This window comes from Pseudomonas sp. BP01, from assembly GCF_022760795.1.
Taxonomy (GTDB): Bacteria; Pseudomonadota; Gammaproteobacteria; order Pseudomonadales; family Pseudomonadaceae; genus Aquipseudomonas; species Aquipseudomonas putida_Q.
Genome location: NZ_JAFBKA010000055.1, coordinates 1 through 15,678, shown reverse-complemented (window position 1 = coordinate 15,678; position 15,678 = coordinate 1). Strand labels below are relative to the sequence as shown.

Below are 15,678 nucleotides of genomic sequence, written 5' to 3'. Positions count from 1 at the left end.
TTGAAATGGTAATGCCAGGTGACAACATTCAGATGACTGTTACCCTGATCAAGACCATCGCAATGGAAGACGGTCTGCGCTTCGCTATCCGTGAAGGCGGTCGTACCGTCGGCGCCGGCGTCGTAGCAAAAATTATTGAATAAGTAGTTGATTTACTTGATCAGGCCGGTATAATGGCCGGCCTGATACAGCGTTACAGGTCAGTAGCTCAATTGGCAGAGCGACGGTCTCCAAAACCGTAGGTTGGGGGTTCGATTCCCTCCTGACCTGCCATTTCACTTCGGTGTGATGGCTTTCTTCTCACAGGATCCTCCTTGATGACTCCCAAAACTGAAGCCCAAGAATCGCGTTTTGATCTGTTCAAGTGGCTGGCTGTAGTTGCTTTGGTGGTTGTAGCTGTTGTGGGTAATCAATATTACTCCGCTTCTCCGATCCTGTATCGCGTTCTCGCACTTCTCGTCCTGGCTGCTGTCGCGGGCTTTGTAGCTCTGCAGACCGCGAAGGGCAAGTCGTTCTTTGCGCTGGCGAAGGAAGCTCGTACCGAAATCCGTAAAGTCGTGTGGCCGACCCGCCAGGAAACCACCCAGACCACGCTGATTGTTGTGGCTGTCGTGCTGGTTATGGCACTGCTGCTGTGGGGTCTTGATTCCCTGCTCGGCTGGGCGGTCTCCCTGATCGTTGGCTAAAGGTGTCCCGTGGCTAAGCGTTGGTATGTTGTGCATGCTTACTCGGGTTACGAGAAGCATGTGATGCGCTCCCTGATCGAGCGCGTCAAGCTGGCTGGCATGGAAGACGGTTTCGGCGAGATCTTGGTTCCGACCGAAGAAGTCGTCGAAATGCGCAACGGCCAGAAGCGCAAGAGTGAGCGTAAATTCTTCCCTGGCTATGTACTGGTCCAGATGGAGATGAACGAAGGGACTTGGCACTTGGTCAAGGACACCCCTCGTGTGATGGGCTTTATTGGTGGTACCGCAGACAAGCCTGCACCGATCACCGATAAAGAAGCTGAAGCCATCCTGCGTCGCGTTGCCGACGGTAGCGACAAGCCGAAGCCGAAGACGCTGTTCGAGCCAGGTGAAGTGGTTCGCGTCATTGACGGTCCGTTCGCTGACTTCAATGGTAGTGTCGAAGAAGTTAACTACGAAAAGAGTCGCCTCCAGGTGGCGGTGCTCATTTTCGGTCGCTCTACTCCGGTGGAGCTCGAGTTCAGCCAGGTCGAAAAGGTCTAGGCGGACGAAGCATCCCTAACCCCGCAGCCCTGTGTGTTGCGGGGTTTTGTCGTCACTGGGATAAAACGCAAGTCATCCGGGGAGCCATCAGGCGTTCGTACCCGATTTTGGAGTAGCTCATGGCTAAGAAGATTCAGGCTTACATCAAGCTGCAAGTTAAGGCCGGCCAGGCCAACCCAAGCCCACCCGTTGGTCCAGCACTGGGCCAACACGGTGTGAACATCATGGAATTCTGCAAGGCCTTCAACGCCCGTACTCAGGGTCAAGAAGCCGGCCTGCCGACTCCTGTGATCATCACTGTTTACAGTGACCGTAGCTTCACCTTCGAGACCAAGAGCACCCCTGCCTCGGTTCTGCTGAAGAAAGCTGCTGGCCTGACCAGTGGTTCGGCTCGTCCGAACACCGTTAAAGTCGGTACCGTTACCCGTGCTCAGCTGGAAGATATCGCCAAGGCAAAACAGGCTGATCTGACCGCCGCTGACCTGGACGCTGCTGTACGCACCATCGCTGGCTCTGCCCGCAGCATGGGCCTGAACGTGGAGGGTGTGTAATGGCTAAGCTGACCAAACGCCAAAAGGCAATCGCCGAAAAAATCGAAGCAGGCAAGGCCTACAACTTCGAAGAAGCGGCAACTCTGCTGGCCTCGCTGCCTGCTGCCAAGTTCGTCGAGTCCTACGACATCGCCGTTAACCTCGGTGTTGACCCGCGTAAATCCGACCAGGTCGTTCGTAGCGCTACTGTGCTGCCACACGGCACTGGCAAGACCGTTCGCGTTGCTGTCTTCACCCAGGGTCCAGCTGCTGAAGCCGCTCTGGCTGCCGGCGCTGACCGCGTAGGTATGGACGATCTGGCTGCCGAAATGAAAGCCGGCGACCTGAACTATGACGTTGTCATCGCATCGCCTGATGCCATGCGCGTTGTAGGTCAGCTGGGTCAGGTTCTGGGTCCTCGCGGCCTGATGCCTAACCCGAAAGTTGGTACCGTTAGCCCAGACGTAGCCACTGCCGTGAAAAACGCCAAGGCTGGTCAGGTTCGCTACCGTACCGACAAAAACGGTATCATCCACACCTCCGTTGGCAAGGTCGGCTTTGAAGCTGGCAAGCTGAAGGAAAACGTTGAAGCCCTGATCGCTGATCTGAAGCGTATCAAGCCAGCTTCCTCGAAAGGTATCTACGTCAAGCGCGTTACCCTGAGCACCACCATGGGCCCAGGTCTGGTCATCGATCAGAGCTCGCTGAACGTGTAAGAACATGGCGGTGCGACTTGTCGCGCCGCCAGCAAAAATTGGGGTCCCTGCCTGGCGGGGGCTATCCAAGACCGTAGGTGGCGCAAGCCTTAAAACACCAGCCCACGCAGATGGTGCTCCCGATTCGTTACCGAATCAGACACCAAAACGACATCCGGCCTCGGCCAGATGAAACGGTAAAAACCAGGAGTAAACCCGTGGCAATTAAACTCGAAGACAAGAAGGCCATCGTCGCTGAAGTCAACGAGGCTGCCAAAGTCGCTCTGTCCGCTGTTGTGGCTGATGCCCGTGGTGTGACTGTAAGCGCAATGACCGGACTCCGTAAAGAGGCCCGCGAAGCTGGCGTTTACGTACGTGTCGTACGTAACACCCTGCTCAAGCGCGCTGTTGAAGGCACCGAATTTTCGGTCCTCAACGACGCGTTCAAAGGCCCGACCCTGATTGCTTTCTCCAACGAACACCCGGGCGCTGCTGCTCGTCTGTTCAAAGAGTTCGCCAAGGGTCAGGACAAGTTCGAGATCAAGGCAGCTGCGTTTGACGGCAATTTCATTGCAGCGAACCAGATCGACGTGTTGGCTACCCTGCCGACCCGCGACGAAGCTATTGCACGACTGATGAGCGTTATTCAAGGCGCCACCAGCAAGCTGGCTCGTACTCTGGCAGCCATTCGCGACCAGAAAGAAGCTACCGCTGCCTAAGGCACGCGAACTCTTTCAAAATCATTTGTTTAATTTGATGGCTGCGTAGGCCTTCACCCCAATACAGGATTTAAGTCATGTCCCTGACTAACGAGCAAATCATCGAAGCAATCGGCCAGAAAACCGTTCTGGAAGTTGTTGAGCTGATCAAAGCAATGGAAGAAACCTTCGGCGTGACCGCTGCTGTTGCCGCTGCTGGCCCAGCTGCTGCTGCCGCTGTTGTTGAAGAGCAGACCGAGTTCAACGTTGTTCTGGTTGAAGCCGGCGAGAAGAAAGTGAACGTGATTAAAGCCGTTCGCGAGCTGACCGGTCTGGGCCTGAAAGAAGCCAAAGAGAAAGTCGATGGCGCTCCTCAGGTTGTAGCTGAAGGCGTTTCGAAAGAAGCCGCTGAAGACGCTAAGAAGAAGCTGGAAGAAGCAGGCGCTAAAGTCGAGCTGAAGTAATTTCGACTTTGCGATGCCAGCCTGAGCGTTGAGCACAAGGCTGATGGCTGGTGGCTTATGCCACCGGCCTTTTTCCGTTATTGGTGGTCGGTCAAGCCGGCCCCGATAACAAGCTGCAAGACACCCACGTGGGTGGCGCAAACCAAGGGGTTTGCACGATTTTCTGGCTGCTCCCGCCGGGAGAAGCCAAACAAGCAGGTGACCAAGCTGGGGAACGCTGATGGCTTACTCATACACTGAGAAAAAACGTATCCGCAAGGACTTTAGCAAGTTGCCGGACGTCATGGATGTGCCTTACCTCCTGGCCATCCAGCTGGATTCGTATCGCGAATTCCTGCAAGCGGGAGCATCCAAGGATCAGTTCCGCGACGTCGGCCTGCACGCGGCCTTCAAATCGGTATTCCCGATCATCAGCTACTCCGGCAATGCTGCCCTGGAGTATGTAGGCTATCGCCTGGGCGAGCCTGCCTTCGATGTGAAGGAATGTGTCCTGCGTGGCGTGACCTTCGCGGTCCCACTGCGGGTCAAGGTGCGCCTGATCATCTTCGACAAGGAATCGTCGAACAAAGCGATCAAGGACATCAAAGAGCAAGAAGTCTACATGGGTGAAATCCCCCTGATGACTGAGAACGGTACCTTCGTTATCAACGGTACCGAGCGTGTGATCGTTTCCCAGCTGCACCGTTCGCCTGGTGTGTTCTTCGACCACGACCGTGGCAAGACTCACAGCTCCGGCAAGCTGCTGTACTCCGCTCGCATCATCCCTTACCGCGGTTCCTGGTTGGACTTCGAGTTCGACCCGAAGGACTGCGTGTTCGTGCGTATCGACCGTCGTCGCAAACTGCCGGCGTCGGTGCTGCTGCGCGCCCTGGGTTACAGCACTGAAGAAGTGCTTAACACCTTCTACACCACCAACGTGTTCCACATTTCCGGCGAAAAACTCAGCCTGGAACTGGTGCCGCAGCGTCTGCGTGGTGAAGTTGCAGTCATGGACATCCATGACGAAACCGGCAAAGTCATCGTCGAGCAGGGCCGCCGTATTACTGCGCGCCACATCAACCAGCTCGAGAAGGCCGGCGTCAAGCAGCTGGACGTTCCAATGGAATACGTCCTGGGTCGCACCACTGCCAAGGCCATCGTGCACCCGGCTACTGGCGAGATCCTGGCTGAGTGCAATACCGAGCTGACCACTGATCTGCTGATCAAAGTCGCCAAGGCACAGGTCGTCCGTATCGAGACCCTGTACACCAATGACATCGATTGCGGTCCGTTCATCTCCGATACCCTGAAGATCGACACCACCAGCAACCAGCTGGAAGCCCTGGTCGAGATCTACCGCATGATGCGTCCAGGCGAGCCGCCGACCAAGGATGCTGCCGAGACCCTGTTCAACAACCTGTTCTTCAGCGCCGAGCGTTACGACCTGTCTGCAGTCGGTCGCATGAAGTTCAACCGTCGTATCGGTCGTACCGAGATCGAAGGTTCGGGCGTGCTGAGCAAGGAAGACATCGTCGAGGTCCTCAAGACTCTGGTCGATATCCGTAACGGCAAAGGCATCGTCGACGACATCGACCACCTGGGTAACCGTCGCGTACGTTGCGTCGGCGAGATGGCCGAGAACCAGTTCCGCGTTGGCCTGGTGCGTGTAGAGCGCGCGGTCAAGGAACGCCTGTCGATGGCGGAAAGCGAAGGCTTGATGCCGCAGGACCTGATCAACGCCAAGCCGGTTGCGGCGGCGGTGAAAGAGTTCTTCGGTTCCAGTCAGCTGTCCCAGTTCATGGACCAGAACAACCCGCTCTCCGAGATCACCCACAAGCGCCGCGTCTCTGCACTCGGCCCGGGCGGTCTGACCCGTGAGCGTGCTGGCTTCGAAGTCCGTGACGTACACCCGACCCACTACGGCCGTGTGTGCCCGATCGAGACCCCTGAAGGTCCGAACATCGGTCTGATCAACTCCCTGGCGGCCTATGCCCGCACCAACCAGTACGGCTTCCTGGAAAGCCCGTACCGTGTGGTGAAGGAAGGCGTTGTCAGCGACGACATCGTGTTCCTGTCGGCAATCGAAGAAGCGGATCACGTCATCGCCCAGGCTTCGGCCGCGATGAACGACAAGAAGCAACTGATCGATGAGCTGGTAGCTGTTCGTCACCTGAACGAATTCACCGTCAAGGCGCCGGAAGACGTCACCCTGATGGACGTTTCGCCGAAGCAGGTAGTTTCCGTTGCTGCGTCGCTGATTCCGTTCCTCGAGCACGACGACGCCAACCGTGCGTTGATGGGTTCGAACATGCAGCGTCAGGCTGTACCGACCCTGCGTGCCGACAAGCCGCTGGTAGGTACCGGCATGGAGCGCAACGTTGCCCGTGACTCCGGTGTCTGCGTGGTTGCTCGCCGTGGTGGCGTGATCGACTCGGTCGACGCCAGCCGTATCGTTGTTCGCGTCAACGACGACGAAGTGGAAACCGGCGAAGCAGGTGTAGATATCTACAACCTGACCAAGTACACCCGCTCGAACCAGAACACCTGCATCAACCAGCGTCCGCTGGTGAGCAAGGGTGACAAGGTTCAGCGTAGCGACATCATGGCCGACGGCCCTTCCACCGACATGGGTGAACTGGCACTGGGTCAGAACATGCGCATCGCGTTCATGGCGTGGAACGGCTTCAACTTCGAAGACTCCATCTGCCTGTCCGAGCGTGTGGTTCAGGAAGACCGCTTCACCACCATCCACATTCAGGAACTGACCTGTGTGGCGCGTGACACCAAGCTTGGCCCAGAGGAAATCACTGCGGACATCCCGAACGTGGGTGAAGCTGCACTGAACAAACTGGACGAAGCCGGTATTGTCTACGTGGGTGCTGAAGTCGGCGCTGGTGACATCCTGGTTGGCAAGGTCACGCCAAAAGGCGAAACCCAGCTGACGCCGGAAGAAAAACTGCTGCGCGCAATCTTCGGCGAGAAGGCGAGCGACGTTAAGGACACCTCCCTGCGCGTGCCAACCGGCACCAAGGGTACCGTCATTGACGTACAGGTCTTCACCCGTGATGGCGTCGAGCGCGACAGCCGCGCCCTGGCCATCGAGAAGATGCAGCTGGACGAGATCCGCAAGGACCTCAACGAAGAGTTCCGCATCGTCGAAGGCGCAACCTTCGAGCGTCTGCGTTCTGCCCTGAACGGCCAGGTGGTCGACGGTGGCGCGGGCCTGAAGAAAGGCACCGTGGTCACCGACGAAGTGCTGGACGGTCTGGAGCACGGCCAGTGGTTCAAACTGCGCATGGCTGAAGATGCACTGAATGAGCAGCTGGAAAAGGCTCAGCAGTACATCGTCGACCGTCGCCGTCTGCTGGACGACAAGTTCGAAGACAAGAAGCGCAAGCTGCAGCAGGGCGATGACCTGGCTCCGGGCGTGCTGAAAATCGTCAAGGTCTACCTGGCAATCCGCCGTCGCATCCAGCCGGGTGACAAGATGGCTGGTCGTCACGGTAACAAGGGTGTTGTCTCGGTCATCATGCCGGTTGAAGACATGCCGCACGATGCCAACGGTACTCCGGTCGACGTCGTACTGAACCCGCTGGGCGTACCTTCGCGTATGAACGTTGGTCAGATCCTTGAAACCCACCTGGGCCTCGCGGCCAAAGGCCTGGGCGAGAAGATCGACCGCATGATCGAAGAGCAACGCAAGGCTGCTGAGCTGCGCGTGTTCCTGACCGAGGTCTACAACGAGATCGGCGGTCGTCAGGAAAACCTCGCCGAGTTCACCGACGAAGAGATCCTGGCCCTGGCTCACAACCTGAAGAAGGGCGTGCCGATGGCTACCCCGGTCTTCGATGGTGCCAAGGAAAGCGAGATCAAGGCCATGCTGAAGCTGGCCGATCTGCCAGAGAGCGGCCAGATGGTGCTGTTCGACGGCCGTACCGGCAACAAGTTCGAGCGTCCAGTGACCGTTGGTTACATGTACATGCTCAAGCTGAACCACTTGGTGGACGACAAGATGCACGCGCGTTCCACTGGTTCCTACAGCCTGGTTACCCAGCAGCCGCTGGGTGGTAAGGCGCAGTTCGGTGGTCAGCGTTTCGGGGAGATGGAAGTGTGGGCGCTGGAAGCATACGGCGCGGCATACACCCTGCAAGAAATGCTCACAGTGAAGTCGGACGACGTGAACGGCCGTACCAAGATGTACAAGAACATCGTGGATGGCGATCACCGTATGGAGCCGGGCATGCCCGAGTCCTTCAACGTGTTGATCAAAGAGATCCGTTCGCTCGGTATCGATATCGATCTGGAAACCGAATAACACGTGACGCGAAGGGGAGTGGGGCAGGTAATGCCCGCTCCCTGCTCCGCCAGGAGGAAAGGCCTTGAAAGACCTACTGAATTTGCTGAAAAACCAGGGTCAAGTCGAAGAGTTCGACGCCATCCGTATCGGTCTGGCGTCGCCTGAAATGATCCGTTCGTGGTCGTTCGGTGAAGTTAAGAAGCCGGAAACCATCAACTACCGTACGTTCAAACCTGAGCGTGACGGCCTGTTCTGCGCCAAGATCTTTGGCCCAGTCAAGGACTACGAGTGCCTGTGCGGCAAGTACAAGCGCCTCAAGCACCGCGGCGTGATCTGCGAGAAGTGCGGCGTTGAAGTTGCCCTGGCCAAGGTTCGTCGTGAGCGCATGGCGCACATCGAACTGGCCTCGCCGGTTGCCCACATCTGGTTCCTGAAGTCGCTGCCGTCCCGTATCGGCCTGCTGATGGACATGACCCTGCGTGATATCGAGCGCGTTCTCTACTTCGAGAGCTACGTCGTTATCGACCCGGGCATGACCACCCTGGAAAAGGGCCAGCTGCTGAACGACGAGCAGTACTTCGAAGCGCTGGAAGAGTTCGGTGACGATTTCGATGCCCGCATGGGTGCCGAGGCTGTCCGTGAGCTGCTGCACGCTATCGACCTGGAGCACGAGATCGGTCGCCTGCGCGAAGAGATTCCGCAGACCAACTCGGAAACCAAGATCAAGAAGCTGTCCAAGCGCCTGAAGCTGATGGAAGCTTTCCAGGGCTCGGGCAACCTGCCTGAATGGATGGTCCTGACTGTCCTGCCAGTACTGCCGCCGGACCTGCGTCCGCTGGTCCCGCTGGATGGCGGCCGCTTCGCGACCTCCGACCTGAACGACCTGTATCGTCGGGTGATCAACCGTAACAACCGTCTGAAGCGCCTGCTGGATCTGTCGGCGCCGGACATCATCGTGCGCAACGAAAAGCGCATGCTGCAGGAAGCGGTCGACGCCCTGCTGGACAACGGCCGTCGCGGTCGCGCCATCACTGGCTCGAACAAGCGTCCGCTGAAGTCCCTGGCCGACATGATCAAGGGTAAGCAAGGTCGCTTCCGTCAGAACTTGCTCGGTAAGCGTGTGGACTACTCCGGCCGTTCGGTAATTACCGTAGGCCCGACCCTGCGTCTGCACCAGTGCGGTCTGCCGAAGAAGATGGCCCTCGAGCTGTTCAAGCCGTTCATTTTCGGCAAGCTGGAAATGCGTGGTCTGGCGACCACCATCAAGGCTGCGAAGAAGATGGTCGAGCGCGAGCTGCCAGAGGTGTGGGACGTGCTCGCCGAAGTGATTCGCGAACACCCCGTACTGCTCAACCGTGCACCGACCCTGCACCGTCTGGGTATCCAGGCCTTTGAACCGGTTCTGATCGAAGGTAAGGCTATCCAGCTGCACCCGCTGGTCTGTGCCGCGTACAACGCCGACTTCGACGGTGACCAGATGGCCGTTCACGTGCCGCTGACGCTGGAAGCACAGCTTGAAGCGCGCGCGCTGATGATGTCGACCAACAACATCCTGTCGCCAGCCAACGGTGAGCCAATCATCGTTCCGTCGCAGGACGTTGTACTGGGTCTGTACTACATGACCCGTGAAGCCATCAACGCCAAGGGCGAAGGTCGCGTATTTGCCGACCTGCAGGAAGTCGACCGCGTATTCCGCGCCGGCGAGGCTGCCCTGCACGCGAAAATCAAGGTTCGTATCAACGAAACCGTGAAAGATCGCGATGGCAGCGTTACCAAGAACACCCGTATTGTCGACACCACTGTCGGCCGCGCGCTGCTGTTCCAGGTTGTACCGGCAGGCCTGCCGTACGACGTGGTCAACCAGCCGATGAAGAAGAAAGCGATCTCCAAGCTGATCAACCAGTGCTACCGCGTGGTTGGTCTGAAAGAGACCGTCATCTTCGCTGACCAGCTGATGTACACCGGTTTCGCTTACTCCACCATCTCTGGCGTGTCCATTGGTGTGAACGACTTTGTCATCCCTGATGAGAAAGCGCGCATCATCAACAGCGCTACCGATGAAGTGAAGGAAATCGAAAGCCAGTACGCCTCCGGCCTGGTAACCCAGGGCGAGAAGTACAACAAGGTCATCGACTTGTGGTCGAAGGCGAACGACGAAGTGTCCAAGGCGATGATGGCCAACCTCTCGAAAGAGAAGGTCATCGACCGCGAAGGCAAAGAAGTCGAGCAAGAGTCCTTCAACTCGATGTACATGATGGCTGACTCCGGTGCGCGGGGTTCCGCAGCACAGATCCGTCAGCTGGCCGGTATGCGTGGCCTGATGGCCAAGCCGGACGGCTCGATCATCGAGACGCCGATCACTGCGAACTTCCGTGAAGGTCTGAGCGTACTCCAGTACTTCATCTCGACTCACGGTGCTCGTAAAGGTCTGGCGGATACCGCGTTGAAGACTGCGAACTCCGGTTACCTGACTCGTCGTCTGGTAGACGTTGCGCAAGACCTGGTTGTAACCGAGATCGATTGCGGTACCGACCATGGCTTGCTGATGACTCCGCACATTGAAGGCGGTGACGTTGTAGAGCCGCTGGGTGAGCGTGTACTGGGCCGTGTCATTGCCCGTGACGTGTTCAAGCCAGGCACCGAGGACGTCATCGTTCCGGCCGGTACGCTGGTAGACGAGCAGTGGGTCGAGTTCATCGAGCTGAACAGCATCGACGAAGTTATCGTGCGTTCCCCGATCAACTGCGAAACCCGCTACGGTATCTGCGCCAAGTGCTACGGTCGTGACCTGGCGCGCGGTCACCAGGTGAACATCGGTGAAGCTGTCGGCGTTATCGCTGCTCAGTCGATCGGTGAGCCGGGTACCCAGCTGACCATGCGTACGTTCCACATCGGTGGTGCTGCAAGCCGTACTTCGGCTGCCGACAGCGTCCAGGTGAAGAACGGCGGTATGGTCCGTCTGCACAACCTGAAGCAGGTCGTGCGTGCCGATGGCAACCTGGTTGCCGTGTCGCGTTCTGGCGAGCTGGCCATTGCTGACGAATTCGGCCGTGAGCGTGAGCGTTACAAGCTGCCTTACGGTGCGGTGATTTCGGTTAAGGAAGGTGAGAAGGTCGAAGCTGGCGCCATCGTCGCCAAGTGGGACCCGCACACCCACCCGATCGTTACCGAGCTGAAAGGTACCGTGACCTTCGTGGGCATGGAAGAAAACATCACCATCAAGCGCCAGACCGACGAACTGACCGGCCTGACCAACATTGAAGTACTGGACGTCAAGGATCGCCCTGCCGCAGGCAAGGAAATCCGTCCGGCAATCAAGATGGTCGACGCCAATGGCAAGGACCTGTACCTGCCAGGTACCGATGTACCGGCGCAGTACTTCCTGCCAGCCAACGCCTTGGTCGGTGTTGCTGACGGTGCCCAGATCGGTGTTGGTGACGTTATCGCGCGTATCCCGCAAGAAACGTCGAAGACCCGTGACATCACCGGTGGTCTGCCACGCGTAGCTGACTTGTTCGAAGCGCGTCGTCCGAAAGAAGCCTCGATTCTGGCTGAAGTCAGCGGCACCATCGCGTTCGGTAAAGAGACCAAGGGCAAGCGTCGCCTGGTCATCACCCCGACCGACGGCAGCGATCCGTACGAAGAGCTGATTCCGAAGTGGCGCCACCTGAACGTCTTTGAAGGCGAACAGGTAAACCGCGGCGAAGTTATCTCCGACGGCCCGAGCGATCCGCACGACATCCTGCGCTTGCTGGGTGTGAGCGCGCTGGCGAAGTACATCGTCAACGAGATCCAGGACGTTTACCGTCTGCAAGGCGTGAAGATCAACGACAAGCACATCGAGACCATCCTGCGTCAGATGCTGCGCAAGGTCGAGATCTCCGAGTCGGGCGATTCCAGCTTCATCAAGGGCGACCAGATGGAACTGACTCACGTACTGGTCGAGAACGAGCGTCTCGCCGGCGAAGACAAGTTCATCTCGAAGTTCACTCGCGTGCTGCTGGGTATCACCAAGGCGTCGCTGTCGACCGAATCGTTCATCTCCGCGGCTTCCTTCCAGGAAACCACCCGCGTACTGACCGAAGCGGCGGTGACCGGCAAGCGCGATTACCTGCGCGGCCTGAAAGAGAACGTGGTCGTGGGTCGTCTGATCCCGGCCGGTACCGGTCTGGCCTACCACAGCGAGCGCAAGCGTCGCCGTGAAGCCGACAAACCGCTGCGTGTAAGCGCCAGTGAGGTGGAAGCCGCACTGACCGAAGCGCTGAATTCCAGCGGTAACTAAGTACAGGGCAGGGCCCCGGCACGCTTCGATCGACCATCGGTGACATGAAATGTTGCCGATGATCGGGCGAGGAGGGCCGGGGCCTCGTCTTGACTGGGTGCAAGATCCTCCGTAGACTTTTGTACCCTTAAATTTGGTGAGGCTCCGTCTCGCCAATTTTTGGCTTTCTTGCAAGACAATAGAGTCGCAAGACAATCAGTGGAGCTAGTAGATGGCAACTATCAACCAGCTGGTACGTCAGCCGCGTAAGCGTTCGGTCGAGAAGTCCGACGTTCCTGCGCTGCAGAACTGCCCGCAACGTCGTGGCGTGTGCACCCGTGTGTACACCACCACGCCGAAAAAACCTAACTCGGCACTGCGTAAAGTATGCCGTGTGCGTCTGACCAACGGTTTCGAGGTTTCCTCGTACATCGGCGGTGAAGGCCACAACCTGCAAGAGCACAGCGTCGTCCTGATCCGTGGCGGCCGTGTAAAAGACTTGCCAGGTGTTCGTTACCACACCGTTCGCGGCTCTCTGGATACTTCGGGCGTCAAAGGCCGTAACCAGGGTCGTTCGAAGTACGGTACCAAGCGTCCGAAGTAATCGGCCGTTTGCACATATCCATTTTTTTGAGTCGATAAGAGTAAGGTCGGGCAGGGGTCGAAGACCCACGTCCCGGGCTAACCTGAAGACCGTTTGAGGGCTTATCATGCCAAGACGTCGTGTAGCAGCAAAACGTGAGATTCTGGACGATCCTAAATACGGATCCCAAATCCTCGCCAAGTTCATGAACCACGTGATGGAAAGCGGCAAGAAGGCCGTAGCCGAGCGCATCGTTTACGGTGCCCTGGATACCGTCAAAGCACGCAAGAACAGCGACCCCCTGGAAATCTTCGAGAAAGCTCTCGACGCCATCGCTCCGCTGGTCGAAGTAAAGTCCCGTCGTGTCGGCGGTGCCACTTACCAGGTCCCGGTTGAAGTTCGTCCATCCCGTCGTAACGCTCTGGCAATGCGCTGGCTCGTAGACTACGCCCGCAAGCGCGGCGAGAAGTCGATGGCTCTGCGCCTGGCTGGCGAGCTGCTGGATGCTGCTGAAGGCAAAGGTGCTGCAGTCAAGAAGCGTGAAGACGTTCACCGTATGGCTGAAGCCAACAAAGCGTTCTCGCACTACCGCTTCTAATTCAAGCATCAATCATTTTGCGAGGGCTTTATGGCTCGTACTACAGCAATTAACCGCTACCGTAACATTGGTATCTGTGCCCACGTTGACGCGGGCAAGACCACCACTACCGAGCGGATCCTGTTCTACACAGGTCTGAGCCACAAGATGGGCGAGGTGCATGATGGCGCCGCGACCACCGACTGGATGGTGCAGGAGCAGGAGCGGGGTATCACCATTACCTCCGCTGCCGTTACCACCTTCTGGAAAGGTTCTGTTGGTCAGTATGACAACTACCGTGTAAACGTTATCGATACCCCCGGCCACGTTGACTTCACCATTGAAGTAGAGCGTTCGCTGCGTGTACTCGACGGCGCGGTCGTTGTGTTCTGCGGTACCTCCGGCGTTGAGCCTCAGTCCGAAACCGTATGGCGTCAGGCCAACAAGTACGGCGTTCCACGTGTTGTCTACGTGAACAAGATGGACCGTGCCGGTGCAAACTTCCTGCGCGTCGTAGGTCAGATCAAGAACCGTCTGGGTCACACCCCGGTTCCTGTTCAGCTGGCCATCGGTTCGGAAGATAACTTCCAGGGTCAGGTCGACCTGATCAAGATGAAGGCTATCTACTGGAACGACGACGACAAAGGCACCACTTATCGCGAGGAAGAAATTCCTGCCGATATGCTGGAGCTGGCTGAAGAGTGGCGCTCCAACATGGTTGAAGCGGCTGCCGAGTCCAGCGAAGAGCTGATGAACAAGTACCTGGAAGGCGAAGAGCTGACCGTCGAAGAGATCAAAGCCGGTCTGCGCGCGCGCACCCTGGCCAGCGAAATCGTACCGGCTGTCTGCGGTTCGTCGTTCAAGAACAAGGGCGTTCCCCTGGTTCTCGACGCCGTCATCGACTACCTGCCTGCTCCGACCGAGATCCCTGCAATCCAGGGTATCAACCCGGACGACAAAGAGCTGGACAAAGAAGACCCGGCTGTTCGTAAAGACGTGCGTCACGCTGACGACGACGAGCCGTTCTCGGCTCTGGCGTTCAAGATCGCGACTGACCCGTTCGTGGGTACTCTGACCTTCGTTCGCGTCTACTCGGGCGTTCTGACCTCCGGTGACTCCGTCATCAACTCGGTCAAGGGCAAGAAAGAGCGCGTTGGTCGTATGGTGCAGATGCACGCCAACCAGCGTGAAGAGATCAAGGAAGTGCGCGCTGGCGACATCGCTGCACTGATCGGCATGAAGGACGTGACCACGGGCGAAACCCTGTGCAACGCCGACAAGCCAATCATCCTTGAGCGTATGGACTTCCCTGAGCCGGTCATTTCGCTCTCCGTAGAGCCGAAAACCAAGGCTGACCAGGAGAAGATGGGCATCGCACTGGGCAAGCTGGCCCAGGAAGACCCGTCGTTCCGCGTCAAGACCGACGAAGAGACTGGCCAGACCATCATCTCGGGCATGGGTGAGCTGCACCTGGACATCCTCGTTGACCGCATGAAGCGCGAGTTCAACGTCGAGGCCAACATCGGCAAGCCGCAGGTTTCGTACCGCGAGAAGATCACCAAGTCCAACGTCGAGATCGAAGGCAAGTTCGTTCGTCAGTCGGGCGGTCGTGGTCAGTTCGGTCACTGCTGGATCCGTTTCTCGGAGCCAGATCAGGACGAAAAAGGCAACATCACCGAAGGTCTGGTGTTCTCCAACGAAGTCGTTGGTGGTGTGATTCCTAAGGAATTCATCGCCCCGATCCAGAAGGGTATCGAAGAGCAGATGAAGAACGGCGTTGTTGCCGGCTATCCTCTGATCGGCCTGAAGGCTGCGGTATTCGATGGTTCGTATCACGACGTCGACTCCAACGAAATGGCGTTCAAAATCGCCGCTTCGATGGCGACCAAGCAACTGGCCCAGAAGGGCGGTGGCGTGGTTCTCGAGCCGATCATGAAGGTTGAAGTTGTAACCCCGGAAGACTACCTGGGTGACGTGATGGGTGACCTGAACCGTCGTCGTGGTCTGGTCCAGGGTATGGATGAATCGGTCTCTGGCCGTGTCGTCCGCGCTGAAGTACCGCTCGGAGAGATGTTCGGTTACGCAACCGACGTTCGTTCCATGTCTCAGGGTCGCGCAAGCTACTCCATGGAATTCTCCAAATACGCCGAAGCTCCGTCGAACATCGTCGAAGCACTCGTTAAAAAACAAGGCTAATCCCCTTTAGGCAAGAGGTTCACTGTCGTGGCTAAAGAAAAATTTGATCGTTCCCTTCCCCACGTTAACGTCGGCACTATCGGCCACGTTGACCACGGTAAGACCACTCTGACCGCAGCTCTGACTCGCGTCTGCTCCGAAGTTTTCGGTTCGGCAGTCGTTGAGTTCG

General features: G+C 57.7%; 12 protein-coding genes, 1 tRNA gene and 1 pseudogene. All 14 read left to right on the top strand.

The features are described from left to right. Positions 1–143: pseudogene (locus JOY50_RS28285) on the top strand (elongation factor Tu); the annotation flags it as partial. 54 nt (positions 144–197) lie between these two features. After that, positions 198–273, top strand: a tRNA-Trp gene (locus JOY50_RS28280). Positions 274–317: 44 nt separating this feature from the next. Further along, on the top strand, positions 318–686 hold the full coding sequence (gene secE, locus JOY50_RS28275; protein ID WP_016484648.1) for a preprotein translocase subunit SecE: 369 nt from the start codon (positions 318–320) through the stop codon (positions 684–686). Between the two features lie 9 nt (positions 687–695). Continuing rightward, on the top strand, positions 696–1,229 hold the full coding sequence (gene nusG / locus JOY50_RS28270) for a transcription termination/antitermination protein NusG (protein ID WP_003255501.1): 534 nt from the start codon (positions 696–698) through the stop codon (positions 1,227–1,229). 119 nt (positions 1,230–1,348) lie between these two features. After that, positions 1,349–1,780, top strand: a complete 432-nt coding sequence (gene rplK, locus JOY50_RS28265) for a 50S ribosomal protein L11 (RefSeq protein WP_003255500.1) — start codon at positions 1,349–1,351, stop codon at positions 1,778–1,780. After that, positions 1,780–2,475 carry a 50S ribosomal protein L1 gene (rplA, locus tag JOY50_RS28260; protein ID WP_016392127.1) on the top strand — a complete coding sequence of 232 codons (696 nt, stop codon included), beginning with the start codon at positions 1,780–1,782 and terminating at the stop codon, positions 2,473–2,475. The genes rplK and rplA overlap by 1 nt, the downstream gene beginning before the upstream one ends. 197 nt (positions 2,476–2,672) lie before the next feature. Further along, positions 2,673–3,173, top strand: coding sequence for a 50S ribosomal protein L10 (gene rplJ, locus JOY50_RS28255; protein WP_016484649.1), 501 nt, complete (start codon positions 2,673–2,675; stop codon positions 3,171–3,173). Between the two features lie 77 nt (positions 3,174–3,250). After that, positions 3,251–3,616, top strand: a complete 366-nt coding sequence (rplL, locus tag JOY50_RS28250; protein ID WP_007957596.1) for a 50S ribosomal protein L7/L12 — start codon at positions 3,251–3,253, stop codon at positions 3,614–3,616. A gap of 220 nt (positions 3,617–3,836) precedes the next feature. Beyond that, a complete protein-coding gene (gene rpoB / locus JOY50_RS28245; RefSeq protein ID WP_016484650.1) occupies positions 3,837–7,910 on the top strand; it encodes a DNA-directed RNA polymerase subunit beta in 4,074 nt (1,357 codons plus the stop codon). A gap of 64 nt (positions 7,911–7,974) precedes the next feature. Continuing rightward, positions 7,975–12,174: a DNA-directed RNA polymerase subunit beta' gene (gene rpoC / locus JOY50_RS28240; protein WP_019472122.1), complete on the top strand. Its 4,200-nt coding sequence runs from the start codon at positions 7,975–7,977 to the stop codon at positions 12,172–12,174. A gap of 211 nt (positions 12,175–12,385) precedes the next feature. Next, positions 12,386–12,757, top strand: a complete 372-nt coding sequence (gene rpsL / locus JOY50_RS28235; RefSeq protein ID WP_003255492.1) for a 30S ribosomal protein S12 — start codon at positions 12,386–12,388, stop codon at positions 12,755–12,757. A gap of 106 nt (positions 12,758–12,863) precedes the next feature. Continuing rightward, positions 12,864–13,334 carry a 30S ribosomal protein S7 gene (rpsG, locus tag JOY50_RS28230; RefSeq protein ID WP_003246741.1) on the top strand — a complete coding sequence of 157 codons (471 nt, stop codon included), beginning with the start codon at positions 12,864–12,866 and terminating at the stop codon, positions 13,332–13,334. 30 nt (positions 13,335–13,364) lie between these two features. Continuing rightward, positions 13,365–15,509 carry an elongation factor G gene (gene fusA / locus JOY50_RS28225; protein ID WP_019472121.1) on the top strand — a complete coding sequence of 715 codons (2,145 nt, stop codon included), beginning with the start codon at positions 13,365–13,367 and terminating at the stop codon, positions 15,507–15,509. Between the two features lie 27 nt (positions 15,510–15,536). Then, positions 15,537–15,678, top strand: a 142-nt coding sequence (locus JOY50_RS28220; RefSeq protein ID WP_230385152.1) for a GTP-binding protein, incomplete at its 3' end; no start/stop codon positions are given.

What these genes read in the sequence shown, in the direction of transcription:
- rpoB (WP_016484650.1), top strand. Translation starts at nt 3,837, where the DNA reads ATGGCTTACTCATACACTGAGAAAAAACGTATCCGCAAGGACTTTAGC.
- fusA (WP_019472121.1), top strand. Translation starts at nt 13,365, where the DNA reads ATGGCTCGTACTACAGCAATTAACCGCTACCGTAACATTGGTATCTGT.
- rpsG (WP_003246741.1), top strand. Translation starts at nt 12,864, where the DNA reads ATGCCAAGACGTCGTGTAGCAGCAAAACGTGAGATTCTGGACGATCCT.
- rplL (WP_007957596.1), top strand. Translation starts at nt 3,251, where the DNA reads ATGTCCCTGACTAACGAGCAAATCATCGAAGCAATCGGCCAGAAAACC.
- secE (WP_016484648.1), top strand. Translation starts at nt 318, where the DNA reads ATGACTCCCAAAACTGAAGCCCAAGAATCGCGTTTTGATCTGTTCAAG.
- rplK (WP_003255500.1), top strand. Translation starts at nt 1,349, where the DNA reads ATGGCTAAGAAGATTCAGGCTTACATCAAGCTGCAAGTTAAGGCCGGC.
- rplA (WP_016392127.1), top strand. Translation starts at nt 1,780, where the DNA reads ATGGCTAAGCTGACCAAACGCCAAAAGGCAATCGCCGAAAAAATCGAA.
- rpsL (WP_003255492.1), top strand. Translation starts at nt 12,386, where the DNA reads ATGGCAACTATCAACCAGCTGGTACGTCAGCCGCGTAAGCGTTCGGTC.